Source organism: Trichocoleus sp. DQ-A1, from assembly GCF_039961955.1.
GTDB lineage: Bacteria > Cyanobacteriota > Cyanobacteriia > Cyanobacteriales > FACHB-T130 > FACHB-T130.
In genome coordinates this window covers 23,684-38,981 of sequence record NZ_JAMPKE010000016.1, presented here as the reverse complement: position 1 = coordinate 38,981, position 15,298 = coordinate 23,684, and the positions used below count along the sequence as shown (strand labels likewise).

The window sequence follows — 15,298 nt, the reverse complement described above, 5'->3', positions numbered from 1 at the left end:
ATCTAGCCTCTTGTAAAGGTGATGATACCGCTCCCGCATGAGACCACCCTATAAATTGGCAGGGTTTCAAGAGATTTGTCAATCAAGCAGCTTAAGTCGCTTTGTCTACCTGATGTTCTATTTCTGAAACGACCCGTTCTAATTCATCAATGAGCGGTGATGAACCGGCTTTGCGAAATGCGCCAACCAAAGAGCGATAATACCAAAGCGTTCCTTGTTTGCCTGCTTGGAAGCGTTCCCAAATTGCCTCGCCTACAATGTGATAATCAGTCAAAATCGAGCGGGCATTGTGGAGTTTATCGGCTGCTGAGACAAGACGCACCGAGGTTGAAGCAGTCGGGATATGGGCAATATAAGCTTCTTTGCGTTCCTGCCAAGGGGGTTTGGGTGTTGTTTCAGCATCGGTACAACCGTTGACAATTTCCGTGACGGTATCTCCAAACCGACGGCGAATTTCTTCTCGTGTCGCGGCACCGCCTTGGTCTTCGATGGCATCATGGAGTAGGGCAGCGATCGCTTCATCTTCATTCGCTCCATGCTCTAAAGCAATACTGGTGACGCCGAGTAAATGAGAAATATAGGGAACACCCGAACCTTTGCGAATTTGGTTCGCGTGCAAGACGGTGGCAAAGGTCAGGGCATCTGTAAAGCGTTGTGAGAGAATCATTTTAATTTTGGGTAATGGGTAACGATCGATCGTTTTTAGTCGTTGATTTGTGGCTGCTGACAAATGATAAATGACCCATTACTAATTCCCAATTATTCATCTTTAGTGTAAGCCTGCTTCCCAAATGCCAATATAAACGCGATCGCGCTTATCTCGCTCAATCACTCCCTGAAGAGCCTCTATCGAAAAAAAGAACTTGGGAGACTGACGCTGCTGTACCTGTTGTAAACCCTGCTTGATGGTGTCGTTGAGCTTGCAACCCAACATACTATTCAACGTCACTAGGACGATCTCGGTATTCACCCGTTGGGCAAAAGATGCTTCGGTTTGGCGTATGAGTCCAGAATTTTTATCAAATAAAAAACCCAAGCTCACCTGATCTGGGATTAATTGATAGGACATGGCACGAGTATTCGGCCAGTAACCTCTAGTGGTTACGCCGGGACTGCCAAGTATTCGTTGGACAACGCTATTATGTACTCCTGGTTGAAATCCTGGAACGCCAACGCCCATCGGAATATCCTGACAAATATTGGCATTAAAATCGTCCAGGGTTGGTTCTGGACGCAATTCGGGTGGTATATTTTCTAAAACCCGCGAAGGTGAATAAGGCTGAGTGCTTAGAAAAATGCTTGCTGGTACTACCAGCGCTTTTGGCAAGTGCTGAGGAAAAACTAATCCCTGTGCTGGTTTGGTAAACAGTAAACCAGCAAAAATATAGGCACCCATCAACATCATTCGGTGAGACGGTTTCACCATGTCCTTAGAATTTTTTTTGCATTAGGTATTTACTCATAAAAAGCTGCCCTTTCATCCCAAAACATGGTAAAAGGACAAAAACTAGCAGTCTTCGCTTCTCAGTCTTACCTGGATCTGACGCCAAAGCGATCGCTCTAAGTTCCCCACCGTCTAGAGGATGCAGCGCATCCAAATTCTCGTTCTTCCAGGCGTCAGCGCCCAAAAACGAGGGGGAGGTTCTATATTCGCTGCAATGAGTTTCAGGATGCGATCGCATCCTGAACTGACAACTTCAAGATTCGGCTATCGGAGCCATCTTCTATCTGTCACTTTTGACAAGCTTTTCGCAAGCGATCGCGCCAATTATGATTATCTTTTAATCTGTCTTCTTGCGCTTTTCGGAATCGCTCCCGCCACTCATTACTACCATTTAATTTATTTTCTTGTGCTTCACGCAATCGCTCCTGCAATTGGACAAGAGGACTGGGGTTAGCATTTGGGGGAGGTAAGATTCCCAACAATGCTAGCCATTCCTGCACTGACTGAGGGCGATCTTCTGGTTTTAAGGCCATACCTTTGACGATAGCGTAATTTACGCGATCGCCGAGGAGAGAATTAATGCGTTTGGGTGGTGTGAGTTCCATCCCATACGCTCTCATTGGTGAAGGTGTAGGTACTTGAGCCGTTAATAAGGTATAAAGCGTTGCAGCTAAAGAATAAACATCCGTGTAAGCACCGCGTTTGGAGCGCCAGTCATACTGCTCAATCGGGGCAAAGCCGCTGGAGCAAAATTCTGTCTGTGTTTGGGTGATATCTGGGGTAAACTCACGGGCAATGCCAAAGTCAACGAGAACCGCTTCAAAGACACCCTCTATGTCAGAAGTGACAACATCGGCATTTTTACAACGCAGCATGATGTTGAGTGGCTTGACATCCCGATGTAGTAAACCATTGTTGTGAACTAGCGTCAGGGCGTCACCTATCTGCTGAATGTAGCGCAATGCTTCCGCCTCGCACATTGCCCCTTTCTGCCAAACTCGATGGGCTAGACTTTCTCCCGCAATATATTCCATCACAATGCACCACAGCCCATCCTCTTGAATGACTTCATCAATTTTGACGATATGAGGATGATTAAATTTTGCTAACCGCACCGCTTCATTCAGAAAATCCTGCTGAAATTTGCCGAAGTCGTGTTGGCGTTGCAGAAAGTGGTTGAGGGTTTTGATGACAAGCAAATTGCCTTTTTTGTTTTTAACTAAATGCGCGATCCCAAAACCACCTTGTCCAAGCACTTTTTCAATGGTGTACTTGCCGTTTTGTAACTTCTGCCCAGGATTCCAAGCCATTATTTCTGACTCCCTTGCGCTTGCATCGATTTTGGCGCGGTCTGAAGAGGTATTCAATTTAGCTTAGTACAAGTGTACTATAGTCAAAGTACAAATACAAGCGATCGCGCTTTAGCCTAAGCAAAAAGCAATCTTCATGGCTGTGATACTCTACCGTGAAGCTCGGTAGTTGAGAACTGCTCTAAATGACAGTTTAATTGGCAAAATACGCAGTCGCATCGTCTAACTCCTCGGTAGACATCTGACTGTTCAATGGCAACAGCACAGTAAAAGTAGTGCCTACCCCAACTTCACTCTTGACGGAAATCTGACCGCCGTGCAAGTCCACGAATTTTTTAACAATTGATAATCCCAGCCCTGTACCGGGAATCTTGCCAACATTTTTGGCTCGGTGAAACACTTCAAATAGTTGTTCTTGGTCGGTTGGAGGAATGCCAATTCCTTCATCTTTAATTTGAATTGTTGCCTGTCCATCATGACAAGAAAGTTCAAGCTGGACAGTGCCGCCTTGCGGTGAATACTTAATTGCATTCGAGACCAAATTTGTCAGAATATGCCATAGAAGTTTTTGATCCATATATACCTGGGCACATTTACATTTACTGGCAAAGATGAGCGTGTGTTCTTTCCCAGTTGTAAACTGAATTTCCTCCATCAAATCGTGGCAAAATTGTTTTAAATCAAAAGGCTCTACATTAATCTCTAATTCTCCAATTTCTGCTCGGCTAATTGTCAAAACATCCTCTAACAACTGTGTCATATGTTTGGCAGCCGAGCGAATGCGATTGAAATATAAAGCTTTTTGCTCTTCAGTAGCTTTATAGTTGTAATGTTCAAGGAGTTCGGCAGACATGAGGATCGTGTTGAGGGGATTGCGAAACTCATGGGCCATCATTGAAACAAAGTAAAATTTCCCTTCGTTTAGTTCTTTTTCTTTTTCCAAAGCAATGCGAACTTCTTCTGCTCGGTTCCGTTCCGTAATGTCCCGGCAGTTTACAACAATTCTAGGAATTCGTGAATGAGGAATAAAATTTTTGCAAATGGCTTCCAATATCTGCCAAGAGCCATCTTGATGAAGAACTTTAAATTCTATAGATAGGGTAATATTTGGGTTTTCAACTGCTTGCTTGAGAGTCTGGATAACCTCTGCTACATCTTCAGGATGAATAAAATTATAGAGTTTTTTGCTAACTAGCTCTTCCGGTTTGTAACCTAAAACTTTCTCAACGGATGGACTTGTGTAATAAATAGTGCCATCAGTATCTAGAACAGCGATGATGTCTAAGGCATTTTCGATCAGTAAGCGGAAGCGTTCATCATTTTCCCGTAAAGCTTGTTCTGCTTCGCGCCGTTTGCGCCGCTCAACGGCTTCGCGCAACTCGCGTTCAACTGCGGGAATTAATCGCGCCAGGTTGCCTTTCATCAAGTAGTCAGAGGCTCCAGCTTTCATCGCAGCGACTGCGACATCCTCTCCAATGTTGCCGGAAACAATAATGAATGGTGAATCTAGCCCTTTGTCTTTCAACAAAGTTAAAGCAGCAGGAGCGCTAAAAGTGGGCATTGAGTAGTCTGATATGACAATATCCCAATGTTGTTTATCTAATGCTGTATTCATGGCAGCAGCTGTATCTACCCGCTCGTAAATCGGCTCGTAACCACCGCGCTCTAGTTCGTTGAGCAGTAATTCAGCATCATCTTCTAAATCTTCAACGATGAGAACTCGCAGCGGTTGATTCATCATATTCCTAGTAACGGCGGGGCTTCATTGAAAAGCAGCCAATACATTCCCAACTGCTTTACTGCTGTCATAAATTGTACATAATCTACAGGTTTGCGAATGTAACTGTTACAACCGAAACTATAGCCGTTGAGTCGGTCTTGCTCCTCTGTTGATGTCGTGAGAATGACGACTGGCAAGAGTTTTGTCAGATCGTTGGCACGCAGTCGTTGCAACACTTCTAAACCATCAATTCTGGGCATTTTTATATCTAGTAGAACGACTGCGGGTAGTCTGTTAATGTCCCTGTCAGTGTACCTACCTGTACCAAACAGATAATCGAGTGCCTCTACTCCATCGCGGGCTACTACAACATTGTATGGAATACCGCTTTGATCCAAAGCAAGTAAGGTAAGCTCTTCATCGTCAGGATTATCTTCCACCAATAGGATGTGTCGGTTATTCAATTTATTTTCCGTTTAGAAGCTAAGTTTAAATTCTGCCCACCTTAGAGCGTGAAATAAAAAGTTGCACCTTGTTCTACTGCGCTTTCGGCCCATACTCGACCACCGTGGCGGTGAACGATTCGCTGGACAGTTGCCAGCCCAATGCCAGTTCCAGGGAATTCTGTCATTGAGTGCAGGCGCTGAAAGGCTCCAAATAATTTATTGGCGTAAGCCATGTCAAAGCCAGCACCATTGTCACGCACAAAATAGGCAGGTTGAGAATCTGTCTGTAGTATGATGCCAAATTCGATACAAGCATATAAGCGATTTGACGTAAATTTCCAAGCATTATGAAGGAGGTTTTCCAGAATAATTCGTAAAAGCCGCGCATCGCCCTGTGCAAGGATGCCTGGAGCGATCGCAACTTCAACGGGTCGTTCCGGTTGCGACTGTCTTAGTTCAATGACAATCTCAGAAGCGATCGCGCTTAAATCAACTTCCGTGGTACGCATCTCGGTGCGTGTCACCCGCGAAAGCTCCAGCAGGTCATCAATGAGTTCTCCCATGCGCTGACTGCCTGCACGAATCCGATGCAGGTAGTGTTTGCCTTTCTCATCCAGCGTGTCAGCGTAGCGCTCCAAAAGCGCCTGACTAAACCCATCAACACTCCGCAGTGGCGCACGTAAATCGTGGGACACCGAATAAGAAAAAGCTTCCAGTTCCCGATTGGCAGCTTCGAGTTGTGCAGTCCGTTCGACCACCCGGCGTTCCAAGTCTTGATTGAGTTGTGTAATTTCCTGCTGGAATCGTTTGCGATCGCTAATGTCTTCAACAATGGCAATAAAGTACCTGAGTTCACCTGCACAATTACGCACAACCGATCCAGTCAGATTAATCCAGACTGGGGAGGTGTCTTTGCGGATGTAGCGCTTTTCCATTGAGTATGTTGAAATCTCACCAGCTAACATTCGACCAACATTTTCGAGGTCAGTATTGAGGTCATCAGGGTGAGTAATATCTTGAAAAGTTCGTTCTAAAAGTTCCTCACGAGTGTAACCAGTAATATCGCAAAGCTTTTGGTTCACCAGTCGCCATTGTCCATTCCTTTCTACCTCTGCAATCCCGACAGCAGCTTGATTGAAAGTGGCACGGAATCGTTGCTCGCTGTTCCGCAACGCTTCTTCCACCTGCTTCAGTCCAGTAATGTCCCGGGAGATACCCAGTACAGAATTGATTAAACCGTCTTCGGTAAATTCTGCAACCAGGCGAGATTGATAATATTTCAGACCATTCGGTGTCGGAAACTGAAATTCAACAACATTCTCTTGACCCGTTTCAAAAACTTGGCGGAAAATGCTTTCCCATTGGGAGACGAGATCCTCAGACATTCCTAATTCGCGATTCGTTTTGCCGATAAATACCTCAGACGGTACTCCTGTTGCCAGTTCTATTGCTGAGTTGACATAGATATGACGTAAATCTCGATCGAACCGGGCAATGATATCTGGAGTATTTTCGATTAGTGCTTTGAGTTCTTGTTCTCGTTGGTGTAGTGCTGCTTGCGCCTGTTTACGCTCAGCAATTTCAGCTGCTAACGATGCGTTTATGGTTGTTAATTCTGCCGTTCGTTCCCGAACCCGAATTTCTAGTTCATCATAAGCTCGCTGTAATGCTTCTTCTGCCCGTTTGCGCTCGGTAATTTCCCGACCTTCTGGAATTAATAGCACCACTTGTCCTGTCTCGTCTTTCACAGGTTTGAGCGAGGCATCAACAAACATTGTGCCTTGAGGAGTGGGCAGATTCCCTTCAAAACGAACAAAGTTACCGTTTGCTGCTTCGGTAATCGCTGCTTTCCACTGATTCAGGAATTCGGTGGGTAGGTTCCAAACTTCATCCCAAAATGGACGACCGACTATATCCGCCGCCTTAATTCCAACGAACTCTAGCGCTGTTTGATTAATCTCTAAGACAGTGCCATCCGGTTTTAGTAATCCAATGAATTGAAATGTTTGGTTAAAAATGGCGCGGAACCGTCTTTCACTTTCGCGTAGCGCTTCCTCCACTTGCTGACGCTCTAGTATTTCGTTTCTCAGCGCCAGGTTTACCGCTTCTAATTCTGCTGGACTAGGGAGAACCAGCGCTTTAGGGATCAATTCTGACAGCAGCACCGCCGTACCGAGGGAGACAATTGCAGTAAAAGCTTTGATCCATCCGGCTAGCCAGTAAGTAGGATGCCACAGCGTCCAGATTTCCATTAGATGAGTGGTGCCGCAGGCGATGATAAAGCTGCCAAACAGCAGAAAAATCCAGTTAAAAGGCACATCTCGTCTTTTGTAGACGAAATAGACCAGCATGAATGAAATCGAATAATATGCCAGCGCAATCAAAGCATCTGACGAAACATGAAGCCAAACTAAATCTGGCTTCCATAGATAGCAGTGTCCGTGGGGAATAAACCCTGCTGAAGCCAAAAGGGTTCTCAGGAAATCTGGCATGAAGTCTCCCTCATGTTGTGCTTGGTGATAAGATTTTCCTCGCCAATTCTCGTCTTCAGTTAGGCTAAGGGCGATCGCATTTCTTGGCAGTGATTCGTTTCACACGACTACCGCAATCATTGCGTCAAATAGTGTCTGTGATGCCTGTGCCTCACGCGCACTGGCACCGGAAAGGCAAAACAAAAATGAAGGATGGGGGATGCATAAAACTAGCGCCATGTTTCGGGCGATTAGGCTAGAATTGTTAAGGCTTCTTTACAGGATTTATGTTAAATCCCAAATTCTGTTAATAAGCCAAGAGACATCTATTTCAATCTCAACACCCTCTCTGGCACGCTTCTATGACGCTCCCTATTCGTAACGTCGCAATCATTGCCCACGTCGATCACGGCAAAACAACCCTCGTTGATGCCCTCCTCCGGCAATCTGGCATCTTCCGCGAAGGCGAAGACGTTCCTGATTGCGTCATGGATTCCAATGCCCTAGAGCGGGAGCGAGGCATCACAATTCTGGCGAAAAATACCGCCGTCAGATATAAAGAAACCCTGATCAATATTATTGATACCCCCGGACACGCCGATTTTGGTGGTGAAGTCGAGCGGGTGTTAGGCATGGTTGATGGCTGCATCTTGATTGTAGATGCCAATGAAGGCCCCATGCCCCAAACGCGATTTGTGCTGAAAAAAGCTTTAGAAAAGGGACTGCGCCCCATCGTTGTCGTTAATAAAATCGACCGTCCTCAAGCCGATCCCCACGGCTCAATTGATAAAGTCTTGGATCTGTTTTTGGAATTGGGTGCCGATGACGATCAGTGCGATTTCCCTTATCTGTTTGCCTCCGGTATCAATGGTTATGCCAAAAATGACCTGGAATCCGACAACATGGATATGCAGCCCATGTTTGAGGCAATTCTGCACCATGTCGCGCCACCTGTAGGCGATCCAAATAAGCCTCTACAACTGCAAGTGACAACCCTGGATTATTCTGAATATCTGGGTCGGATTGTGATTGGAAAAATCCATAACGGCACAATCCGGATGGGGCAACAAGTGGCTTTGGTGACGGAAACCAGCGCCATTGTGAAAGGTAAAATCTCCAAGTTGATGGGTTTTGAAGGCTTAAAGCGAATTGATTTGGAAGAAGCCTCCGCGGGAAATATTGTGGCGGTGGCTGGTTTTGCCGATGCAAATATTGGCGAGACAATTACTTGTCCGAACGAACCGCAAGCTTTGCCGCTGATTAAGGTAGATGAGCCTACCTTGCAAATGACCTTCTCGGTGAACGATTCGCCCTTTGCCGGACAGGAAGGGACGATGGTGACATCACGGCAAGTACGCGATCGCCTGTTCCGCGAACTTGAAACGAACGTCGCCCTGCGGATTGAAGATACCGACTCTCCCGATAAATTACTCGTTTCCGGTCGAGGCGAACTTCACCTCGGCATCTTGATTGAAACCATGCGTCGGGAAGGCTATGAATTTCAAGTTTCCCAGCCGCAAGTGATTTTCCGCGAAGTCAGCGGTCAACCCTGCGAACCTTACGAATGTTTGGTGCTGGATGTCCCGCAAGAAGCGAGTGGTGGCTGTATCGAACGTTTGGGGCAGCGCAAGGGCGAAATGCAAGATATGCAGATGAGTGCCACGGGTCGCACTCAACTAGAATTTGTAATTCCCGCCCGTGGTTTAATCGGCTTCCGGGGTGAATTCATGCGCCTCACCCGTGGCGAAGGGATTATGAACCACAGTTTCCTAGACTATCGCCCCATCACCAGCGATATGGAAACTCGCCGCAACGGTGTCTTAATTTCATTTGAAGAAGGCGTTGCTACCTTCTACGCGATGAAGAATGCTGAGGATCGGGGTGCATTCTTTATCACTCCGGGCACCAAAGTTTACAAAGGCATGATTGTCGGGGAACACAACCGCTCTCAAGATTTGGAACTGAATGTCTGCAAGGCGAAGCAGCTGACGAACCACCGTGCTTCTGGCGGTGATGAATTAGTGCAGTTGCAAGCGCCAATCGATATGAGCTTAGAGCGTGCCTTGGAATACATCGGTTCAGATGAATTGGTGGAAGTTACTCCCAAGTCAATTCGTCTGCGGAAGGTGACCAAGAAGTTGGCGAAGCGGTAAATGATTCGACAACAATAGCCCCAGCTTGAAGCTTGGGGCTACACGAAAAAGGCCCGCTGTCGCGGGCTTTTTTTTAGAGCGATCGCATTTTGGATGTCATATTTCTCCAAAATGCGATCGCTCCCACTTTCCTGTAAAACCTAGCTTACATCCAGGTACGAGTCGAACTAGAAGCGTCAATTCCCCCTGTGCGGATACGGCGATCTAGATCGTTCGGATCTGGGGAAGCACTCAATGCCGCCTCTAGCGTAATCCGACCCTCTAGCATTTGGTCGTAAAGCGCCTGATTCATCACTTGCATTCCGTCGAACGTGTCATCTAGCATCAACCGATAAGCTTCCTCATCGTCACCCTTGAGCAAGTAATCTTGCATCGCTGGGGTATTGATCAAGATGTCGTGGACTGCCGTGCGACGACTATCCGTGGTTGGCAGCAGCAGTTGTGCAATGACAGCCACCAAAGAATCGGTGATTTGAATTCGCATCGCTGGCTGTTCATCTGCGTTGTACAAGTTCAACAAGCGGTTAACCGCGTTGATGGCGTTGCGAGTGTGCAGAGTGCCTAAGACTAAGTGACCTGTTTGGGCAGCTTGTAGAGCAGTATTAACGGTAATGCGATCGCGCATTTCCCCAATCAGAATCACATCTGGATCTTCCCGCAAAACTGACCGCAGTGCCGCGTGAAACTCATTGGTATGCAAACCCACTTCCCGTTGACTAACCAAGCACTTTTGGGAAGGGTGGACGAATTCAATTGGGTCTTCAATCGTCACAATATGCTTATTCGTCGTCTCATTCAGATGACGAATCATCGCCGCTAAGGTCGTTGATTTTCCCGATCCCGTGGGACCTGTCACCAGAATCAATCCTTGCGGTTTGCTTACAATATCCTTGAGGACTTGCGGTAAGCCTAAACTATCAAGCGAAGGGATCTCTAGGCTGATCAAACGCAGAACCATTGCTCCGCCCATCAGGGATTCAAAACAATTCACCCGACAGCGCACGAAACCTGGGTAGAAAATTGCCGTATCCAGTTCCTTGTTTTCTGCAAACTGCTTTCGCTGAGCAGGAGTCAGGATCTCAGCAAGGTTTTGCTCAAAAATTTCAGGTGTTACCTTGAGCTGACCCTCAGCCTCTACCATCTGACCTCGAATCCGATATCTGGGAACTTGCCCCACTCGAATATGGATGTCCGAGGCTTTTTGAGCATACGCATCTTTGACCATCTGTTTGATGGAAGTCGCGCTGTTAACTTCTGGGGGTCGCCCTGGCTGCATCTGCGGAGGAACGGGTGGTGGCGGTAGTGGTGGTGGCATGCGTGAAGGAGCTTGTGCGCGAGTCGCTTCAGCATCATTGGCTTTGGTCATTTTTTCCCCCTGGGTACTTACTGGGTCCGGCAGCATCGGTAAAACCACAGTTTAATGGATCTTGCCTTTAAAAATTTTCTTTAAGTCAACCGTGAATGTCCTTAATTCTAAAAAATTACCAGACAGGTGTAAAATCTCTTATTTATTTGTAATCAGAATTTTGTTAAGGTGCTGGGATAGCTAGACTCTAGACTGGGCAGCGCTGTTTATGAATATCGGTAATCGGATAGCAGACTGGCTGGAAACTCGGTGGGTAACGCCAGCCTACGCTGGGTGGATATTGGGAATCATCGCCGTCTGTTTTTTTGGAGCTGCCACGAACACAATGGCGGGGTGGCTGTATGTTATTAGTGGCCTCAGCTTTGCGCTACTCGGAATTGCAGGCGTCCTATCCGTGCGATCGCTTCGTCATCTTCAAGTCACCCGACGCCCTATCCAGCCCGTCAGCGTCGGCGACGATCTAACTATTGAATTAGAAATTGAAAATCCGGTTAACCATCCCAAAACCTTACTTTTAGTCCGGGACGTTCTTCCCTTTGTATTGGGACAACCCGTACAAACGGCAATTGAAACGATTTCTCCTCATAGCGTTCACCACTGGGTTTACTACCTACCCACGCAAAAACGCGGGGTTTATCGGTGGAACACCGTACAACTGAGAACTGCTGCCCCTGTGGGATTATTCTGGTGTCGCCGCCAGCGTGAAGTTGCCGCTACGGCATTTGTTTATCCCACCGTTTTACCCCTCACCAACTGCCCGATGGTGGATGAAATTGGGCAAGAAAAAAGCCCCCTGTTTCTGAGTTTAGATCGCCGTTCTCAAGCTGCAACAGAAGGAGTCACGCGATCGCTTCGTCCGTATCGAGTCGGAGATCCCACTCGTTTAATCCACTGGCGAACCAGTGCCCGTTACGGTGAATTCCAGGTACGCGAACTAGAAGTCTTTACAGGTGGACAAGAAGTAATTATCTGCCTCGATAGCGCCACCAGTTGGAATCCAGAGCATTTTGAGCAAGCAGTCATTGCGGCAGCATCCCTGTACTTCTATGCCAGTGGGCGTCAGTTAAGTGTAAAACTTTGGACAGCCTTCACAGGTTTAGTGCAAGGTCATCGCGTGGTTTTAGAAACTCTAGCCGCAACCTACGCCGGAGAAGATGCCCATGCTGGAGATCCACCGACGCTTCCCTTAATCTGGCTGACTCCCAATCATGTTACTCTAAGCTCTTTACCCCCCGGTAGCCGCTGGATGATCTGGATGCCGGAGTCTTTAACTGAGCCTGCAATGCCTGTGAATCGTAATTCCCCTGGAATTGTCATCAATACCAAGCAGCCGCTACAACTTCAGCTACAATCCCCTCTGAAGTAGGCTTGCCCGATTGCATCGATCCCAGCCAATCCCCTTGAGGAAAAGGCTTAAGATACAATGCATAAACACCTGTCGATCTCGCGTCATCTCATATTATGAACCCATCAGAAACTGAAACAAAATCTAGCGAAAAAAGTCTAGAGGCGATGCGCCATTTCTCCGAAACTTACGCCAAGCGTACCGGCACCTACTTCTGCGTCGATCCTTCCGTAACAGCCGTAGTGATTGAAGGACTCGCCAAACATAAAGATGATCTTGGTGCCCCTTTGTGTCCCTGTCGCCACTATGAAGATAAAGAAGCAGAGGTACATGCAACTTTCTGGAATTGTCCTTGCGTACCGATGCGAGAGCGAAAAGAGTGCCACTGCATGTTATTTCTGACAGAGGATAACGAGTTTCGGGGTGAGATGCAGGAAATCTCTCTTGAAGAAATTAAAGCCGTACGCGATAGTATGTAACGATTTGCTCTAGCTAATCGCTAATTGAAAAGTTGCTACTTATAAATGTTTTTTAGCCTAACTACCAATTATCGATTAGCGATTAGCTGAAGCATCAAACTTATCATGTCGGTAACAGCCACACGTCCCAGAAAGTTTTCAAAATAAAGCCTCCCGCGTGCTAAAATAATTTTTTAAATTCCGCTTGGTTGGATAAATCAGAAAAGAACTATCGCCTAAAATCCACTTTTTATTGGTTGATCTGGGCTGATAAACCTTATAACAATTAAGTAAGATTGTAATTTTAAAAACAAGTAGCGATCGCAAGCGAAGCAATTAAAAAAAGCTACTCAAAAGGTGATTTTGGTCAATAGGATTAAAAAAATAAAGGAATTTCTATTAAACTTTATTTAAACTTAAATAAAGCATTTCACAGCAGTTTTTCTATCCGTTAAAAACTTAAAGCGATCGCTTGTTTTGGAGGCTTTCCATCACCCACGCGCGAAGCAGCTAAACATAGGCATCTTCGTCTGGAGCGATAAGTGTGGTGATGCCTGAACACAACCATAACCACGAGGGAAGGTGCTTGACGGTAGGGAACTGAAAACGGCAGAGTAATGAAATTATTAATATAGTTCCCGACTAATGACTGAAGAAATCCCATCTGAATTTTGGCAAGGGATCGAAGAGTTTAATCAGCATGAATTTTACGCCTGCCACGACACCTTAGAGGCTCTGTGGATGGAAGCCAGCGAGCCGGAAAAAAGGTTTTATCAGGGAGTGCTGCAAATTGCCGTTGGATGTTATCACCTAGGCAACCTTAACTGGCGCGGTGCAGTTATTTTACTGGGAGAGGGAATGCGCCGCTTGGAGGCATACGAACCTGCTTACAGTGGAATTGATGTCACCGAACTGCGGGAACAGAGTGCCGAACTGTTGACGGCACTGCAACAAGCTGGAGCAGAAAACGTGGTTGATTTTGTAGAACAGATGCAACAAAACGAGAATGCTTCACAGTTACCGAAAATAGTGCGAATAGAGGCTTAGAAACTTCTCAAGACTCAGAAACGTCGGGATTGTTGTGCCTGGTTATCGCTGGATTTGTTCTAGATCGATCCTTTAGAGAGAGTAAACTAGGCACAAGAGCCGATCACCGTCTTTGATGTCTCCGCAAGACCCATGATGACCTCATCTCAATTTAATCAAAGTCTAATGCGTCGCCTGGGATTAGTGCTGATGCTGCCAGCTGTTTTAGCGGGAGCGATCGCTATCCCCACCGAAATCCAAACCGCCCAAGCTCAAACCGCCGATGACGGACGCGCCCTCACCGTCCGTTCTGATGTGCAAGAAGCCAACTCGAAAACAGGTGTAGTAACAGCTCGTGGCAACGTGCAAATGTATTACCCCTCGCGGCAGATCCAGGCAACTGCTGCCCAAGCTCAGTATTTCAGCAAAGAACGCCGCATCGTTCTGAGTGGGAACGTCTACGTCCTGCAACAAGGCAATAGTCTCCGAGGCGAGACAATCACCTATTTGATCGATGAAGGACGCTTTGTTGCCCTGCCTCAGTCCAATCGGCAGGTAGAATCAGTTTATCTGGTCGCCGATCCAAATTCTCCAACTACACCCGTAGCGCCACCGGCTCCCGCCGTCAATCCTAAACCAGCCTTCAAAACGCCGAATAGTCGCTAGCCATTTGTCACATGGCTAATCGCAAATCGCGAATGGCTAATCGCTAATGGCTTTTAATAATTAGCAGTTAGCCATTAGCAAGGAACAATTAGCTAGTTCTCAATGAAAATCGTACTGGAGAATATTCACAAGTCTTACGGCAAACGTGCGATCGTCAATCGCGTCAACCTTTCGGTGGCGCAAGGGGAAGTCGTGGGACTACTCGGCCCTAACGGTGCTGGGAAAACGACGACCTTTTACATTGCAACTGGCTTGGAAAAACCCGATCAGGGTACGGTTTGGCTGAATGACCAGGACATCACTACCTTACCCATCCACAAACGAGCGCATTTAGGCATTGGCTATCTTGCTCAGGAAGCCAGTATTTTCCGCAACCTCACCGTCCAAGACAATATTCTCTTGGTGCTGGAACAAACAGGCGTGCCTCGTCGCGAGTGGCAAAACCGTCTAAATGGTTTGCTGCAAGAGTTTCGGCTAGAAAAAGTAGCAAATACGCTGGGGATTCGGGTATCTGGGGGAGAACGTCGGCGCACCGAGTTGGCGAGATCCTTAGCGTCGGGACGAGAAGGACCAAAATTTTTGCTATTGGATGAGCCGTTTGCCGGTGTCGATCCGATTGCCGTATCGGAGATTCAAAAAATTATTGCCGGACTGCGCGATCGCTACATGGGCATCTTGATTACCGATCACAACGTCCGCGAAACCCTCGCCATCACCGATCGAGCCTACATTATGCGCGACGGACAAATCCTCGCCTCTGGCAATTCAGAAGAACTCTACAATAACCCCTTAGTGCGACAGTACTACTTAGGAGATGACTTCCAAAGATAGCCTTGGGTAATCGGTAATCGGGAATTGGTAATCACAAGAGTCATCAGTAAGAAGCATTGAAT

At 46.8% G+C, this 15,298-nt stretch carries 13 protein-coding genes; 6 read left to right on the top strand and 7 right to left on the bottom strand.

Annotated features, from left to right (window positions below; all coding sequences use genetic code 11):
* Positions 1–91 precede the first annotated feature (91 nt).
* From NDI33_RS16380 to NDI33_RS16355, 6 genes are all read right to left on the bottom strand, one after another.
* The gene (locus NDI33_RS16380; protein ID WP_190672764.1) at positions 92–664 is read right to left on the bottom strand and encodes an HD domain-containing protein; all 573 of its coding nucleotides are present in this window, start codon (positions 662–664) and stop codon (positions 92–94) included.
* Positions 665–769: 105 nt separating this feature from the next.
* Entirely contained in the window at positions 770–1,426 is a 657-nt protein-coding gene (locus tag NDI33_RS16375) for a hypothetical protein (protein WP_242033003.1), read from the bottom strand.
* A 305-nt stretch (positions 1,427–1,731) separates the two neighbouring features.
* On the bottom strand, positions 1,732–2,754 hold the full coding sequence (locus tag NDI33_RS16370) for a serine/threonine-protein kinase (RefSeq protein WP_190672674.1): 1,023 nt from the start codon (positions 2,752–2,754) through the stop codon (positions 1,732–1,734).
* Positions 2,755–2,947: 193 nt separating this feature from the next.
* Complete coding sequence (locus NDI33_RS16365; RefSeq protein ID WP_190672671.1) at positions 2,948–4,495, bottom strand: hybrid sensor histidine kinase/response regulator; 1,548 nt, start codon at positions 4,493–4,495, stop codon at positions 2,948–2,950.
* Positions 4,492–4,938, bottom strand: coding sequence for a response regulator (locus NDI33_RS16360; protein ID WP_190413057.1), 447 nt, complete (start codon positions 4,936–4,938; stop codon positions 4,492–4,494). The genes NDI33_RS16365 and NDI33_RS16360 overlap by 4 nt, the downstream gene beginning before the upstream one ends.
* Before the next feature lie 41 nt (positions 4,939–4,979).
* Entirely contained in the window at positions 4,980–7,412 is a 2,433-nt protein-coding gene (locus NDI33_RS16355; RefSeq protein ID WP_190672668.1) for a PAS domain S-box protein, read from the bottom strand.
* A gap of 341 nt (positions 7,413–7,753) precedes the next feature.
* Between NDI33_RS16355 and typA the strand changes: the two genes are divergently transcribed.
* Positions 7,754–9,544 (top strand): translational GTPase TypA, encoded by a 1,791-nt coding sequence (gene typA, locus NDI33_RS16350; protein ID WP_190413055.1) that lies wholly within the window; start codon positions 7,754–7,756, stop codon positions 9,542–9,544.
* Between the two features lie 145 nt (positions 9,545–9,689).
* Here typA and NDI33_RS16345 read toward each other — a convergent pair whose 3' ends face one another.
* Positions 9,690–10,910 carry a type IV pilus twitching motility protein PilT gene (locus tag NDI33_RS16345; RefSeq protein WP_190413054.1) on the bottom strand — a complete coding sequence of 407 codons (1,221 nt, stop codon included), beginning with the start codon at positions 10,908–10,910 and terminating at the stop codon, positions 9,690–9,692.
* A 208-nt stretch (positions 10,911–11,118) separates the two neighbouring features.
* On the opposite strand from NDI33_RS16345, the gene NDI33_RS16340 reads away from it, so the two are divergent.
* The 5 genes from NDI33_RS16340 (at position 11,119) to lptB (ending at position 15,236) form a co-directional block, all read left to right on the top strand.
* Positions 11,119–12,276, top strand: a complete 1,158-nt coding sequence (locus NDI33_RS16340) for a DUF58 domain-containing protein (protein ID WP_190672665.1) — start codon at positions 11,119–11,121, stop codon at positions 12,274–12,276.
* A gap of 95 nt (positions 12,277–12,371) precedes the next feature.
* Positions 12,372–12,734: a ferredoxin thioredoxin reductase catalytic beta subunit gene (locus NDI33_RS16335; protein ID WP_190413052.1), complete on the top strand. Its 363-nt coding sequence runs from the start codon at positions 12,372–12,374 to the stop codon at positions 12,732–12,734.
* A 624-nt stretch (positions 12,735–13,358) separates the two neighbouring features.
* A complete protein-coding gene (locus NDI33_RS16330) occupies positions 13,359–13,760 on the top strand; it encodes a DUF309 domain-containing protein (protein ID WP_190672663.1) in 402 nt (133 codons plus the stop codon).
* 132 nt (positions 13,761–13,892) lie between these two features.
* Positions 13,893–14,405 (top strand): LptA/OstA family protein, encoded by a 513-nt coding sequence (locus tag NDI33_RS16325; RefSeq protein WP_190672660.1) that lies wholly within the window; start codon positions 13,893–13,895, stop codon positions 14,403–14,405.
* Positions 14,406–14,507: 102 nt separating this feature from the next.
* Positions 14,508–15,236 (top strand): LPS export ABC transporter ATP-binding protein, encoded by a 729-nt coding sequence (lptB, locus tag NDI33_RS16320; protein WP_190413049.1) that lies wholly within the window; start codon positions 14,508–14,510, stop codon positions 15,234–15,236.
* Positions 15,237–15,298 lie beyond the last annotated feature (62 nt).